Annotated in this window: 4 protein-coding genes; all 4 read left to right on the forward strand. The window is 64.4% G+C overall.

The annotated features are described in order from the left end of the window. On the forward strand, positions 1–1,523 hold a 1,523-nt coding region (locus tag WBB85_RS03820), incomplete at its 5' end, for a glycine cleavage T C-terminal barrel domain-containing protein (protein WP_432637296.1). Continuing rightward, positions 1,516–2,082: a sarcosine oxidase subunit gamma gene (locus WBB85_RS03825; RefSeq protein ID WP_432637297.1), complete on the forward strand. Its 567-nt coding sequence runs from the start codon at positions 1,516–1,518 to the stop codon at positions 2,080–2,082. The genes WBB85_RS03820 and WBB85_RS03825, both read left to right, overlap by 8 nt. 33 nt (positions 2,083–2,115) lie before the next feature. Beyond that, positions 2,116–3,297, forward strand: coding sequence for an aromatic ring-hydroxylating oxygenase subunit alpha (locus WBB85_RS03830; RefSeq protein WP_432637298.1), 1,182 nt, complete (start codon positions 2,116–2,118; stop codon positions 3,295–3,297). 33 nt (positions 3,298–3,330) lie between these two features. Further along, positions 3,331–3,484, forward strand: a 154-nt coding sequence (locus tag WBB85_RS03835) for a 2Fe-2S iron-sulfur cluster-binding protein (protein ID WP_432637299.1), incomplete at its 3' end; no start/stop codon positions are given.

Genomic DNA, 3,484 nt, shown 5'->3' on the forward strand with positions numbered 1-3,484 from the left:
CGCCTGTGCCGGGCGGCTGGGCGCGTCCGATCCAGCCCGTCTATGAGGTGCGTCTGCCCGGGACCAAGGCGAAGGCCTTTGTCGATCCGCAGCATGACGTGACGGGCGACGATGTGCGGCTGGCCCATCAGGAAGGCTTCGTCTCAGTCGAGCATCTGAAACGCTACACCACGCTTGGCATGGCGACCGATCAGGGCAAGATGGGCAATGTCATCGGCCTTGCCCTGATGGCCGAAGCGCTTGGGCGGGAGGTTCCCGCCGTCGGTACCACCCGGTTCCGCCCGCCCTATACGCCCGTCGCCATCGGCGCGCTGGCGGGCCGCAATGTCGCGGGCCATTTCAAGCCTTTGCGCCGCACGCCGTTGCATGACTGGAACCTCCGCCATGGTGCGACGCTGACAGAGGCCGGGCTCTGGCAGCGGACATGGTATTTCGCGCGCAAAGGCGAAACGATAACCGAGGCCTATATCCGCGAGGCCACGACCGTGCGCGAAACGGTCGGCATTTGCGATGTCAGCTCGCTTGGCAAGATCGCGGTGCAGGGGCCGGATGCGGCGGAGTTCCTGAACCGCGTCTATACCAATGCCTTCGCCAAACTGCCCGTGGGCCGCGCGCGCTATGGCATCATGCTGCGCGATGACGGCATCGTCATGGATGACGGCACAACCTGGCGTCTGGACGAGGCCGATTTCCTGATGACCACGACCACGACCAATGCCGGCAAGGTGATGGTCTGGCTAGAGGAACTGTTGCAGACCCGCTGGCCCGACCTCAAGGTTCATGTCACCTCGGTCACCGACCGCTGGGCGGGGGTGTCGGTCGCCGGGCCGAAGGCGCGCGAGGTGATTGCCGCCTGTCTGGATGAGAGCACGGACATATCGAACGCGGCGCTGCCCTTCATGGGCGTCGCGCCGGTCACGCTGAGGGGTGGCATCAAGGGATTGATCGCCCGGATCAGCTTTTCCGGCGAACTGGCCTATGAGCTTTACGTCCCTGCCGATCAGGGCGAGGCGATGATGGACCTGCTCTGGCCCGCGGCTGAGGCGCAGGGCGGCTGCCTTTACGGGCTGGAGGCGCTCGGCGCGCTCCGCATCGAGAAGGGCCATGTGACCGGGGCTGAACTCGACGGTCGCATGACCATCGACGATGCCGGTCTTGGCAAGATGGCCTCGACCAAGAAGGCGTTCATCGGCGCAGCACTTCGGCAGCGGCCGGACCTGACCCGCGGCGACCGGCCGCGTCTGGTGGGCATCTTTCCGAAGGACCGCAGCCAGAGTTTCAATGGCGGCGCCTTGCTTTGCGCCTCGGGCAAGGTGACGGGGTTCGGCGAGGGTTGGATTACCGCCGTGACCCATTCTCCGGCGCTCGGCCACTGGATCGGGCTTGGTTACATCGCGGGTGGGCATGACGCATGGGCAGGCAAGGCGGTCACTGCCGCCGATCCGGTGCGGAAGGGCAATGTCGAGGTCGAAATTGTCTCGCCCCATATGTTCGATCCCGAGGGAGTGAGGATGCATGGCTGACGGCATTTCCGCAGTGAAGAGCCATCTGGTGCCGGGCTGCACGGGATTGCCCGGCGCGGCCGGGGTCCGGATTGCCGAAATCCGTCCCTTCACCCTCATTCAGTTCGCGGCCTGGCCCGATACTGTGGCTGAGACCGCTGCTGAAGCGGCAAAGGCGGCGGGCGCACAGGCCGCGCCCGGACCCGGTAGGGCAGCGACAGGGGCGCATGGCGTGCTACTCTGCGTCGAACCGCTGAAATGGTGGCTGGTCGGCGATACGGGCGACGCTCCTTCTCTTGCGGTCGAAAACGGTGCGGTGCTCGACCTGTCGCAGTCCCGCACCCGGCTGCATGTCAGCGGTTCGAAAGCGGCCCGCCTTCTGAACCATGTGCTGCCGATTGACCTGTCACCCACCGCTTTCCCCGAAGGCTCCGTTGCCTCCACCGCCTTTCACCATGTCGGCGTGACACTCTGGCGGGACGGCGAGGGATTCGCCCTCTTTCTGCCGCGCAGCTTCGCGGCCTCGCTCTGCGAGATACTGACCGAAAGTGCTGCACAATATGGGCTGGAGATCGCCTGAACCACCACTTCACCGCTCACGGGAGGGCCCAAGATGAAACCGCATATGCCGCTTGACGAACTGCTGGACGCGCTCGCCCGCAACGCTGCCCTGCCGGACGAACTGGCCGAGGCGACGCCGCCGCAGATCTACACCTCGCCCGAATTCCTCGAACTGGAACTGGACGAGATATTCAACCACGAATGGTTCTGCGTCGGGCGCGAGGATGAATACGAAAACCCAGGCGACTACCGCGCCACCACGATCGGCCGCGATCCGGTGATCGTCCTGCGCGACCGCGAGGGCACGCTGCGCGCGATGTCGAACATCTGCCGCCACCGGATGTCGACCCTTCTGGATGGGGCGGGCAACATCAAAGGCCGCATCAGCTGCCCCTATCATGCCTGGACCTACAACCTCGACGGTCAGCTGATCGGCGCTGCCTTTATGCGCGATAACTTCGACAAGAAAACCGTCTGCCTGCCGCAGTTCAGGGTCGAGGTCTGGCAGGGCTGGGTCTATGTCTCGCTCGACCCCGATGCGGCACCTCTGGCCCCCCGCCTTGCGAAACTGTCCGAGCGGCTGGAGAACTACCAGTTGCCAAAATACCGGACGCTGTTCCGGGCCGAGGAGATCTGGGACACGAACTGGAAGATCCTCGTCCAGAATTTCACCGAGGGTTATCACCTTTTTGTCGCCCATGCCCAGACCATCGAACCGGCGATGCCGACGAAGCTCGCCAATGCGATGCACGGGGGAGAGGGCTACAGCCTCTACGAACAGGGCCGCGTGCCGGGCAAATCCTATGAGCGCAATTCCGACATGGTGGTCGACAGTCCGCTTCTGACCGAGGAGGAGCGCGGCAAGGCGGTTCTTTCGGCGATCTTTCCCTGTCACGTCTTCTCGGTCGTGGCCGAACGCACCTTCTGGCTGGCGCTGCAACCCTATGGAACCGACCGGGTCAAGGTGTTCTGGGGGGCGGATGCCTATCCCGGCGCCGTGCCCGATGAGCCGGAGGAACGCGCCGCCTATGCCGCCGAACTCAAGGCGGGCTTCGACCGGATCAATGACGAGGACAAGCCGATCATCGGCGGTATCGTCAAGAATGCCGGGGCTTTGGCTGCTGCACCGGGTCGCCTGTCGCCGAAGGAACGCAGCGTCTGGTATTTCCAGCAATACCTTGCGCGGACGCTTTGCAAGCACCGCGCTGCGGACGCGACGACAAAGGCACGCTGACACCCGGTTCGGGATGAGGCAGGAAGGGCGATTATGGCAAAGATCACTTATGTCGAGTTCGGCGGTGCCGAACATGCTGTCGAGGTAGCCAATGGGCTGACCGTAATGGAAGGCGCGCGCGACAACGGCATCCCGGGGATCGAGGCCGATTGCGGCGGCGCTTGCGCCTGTTCGACCTGCCATGTCT

This window comes from Albidovulum sp. (assembly GCF_049646345.1).
In the GTDB taxonomy this organism is placed as follows: domain Bacteria; phylum Pseudomonadota; class Alphaproteobacteria; order Rhodobacterales; family Rhodobacteraceae; genus Albidovulum.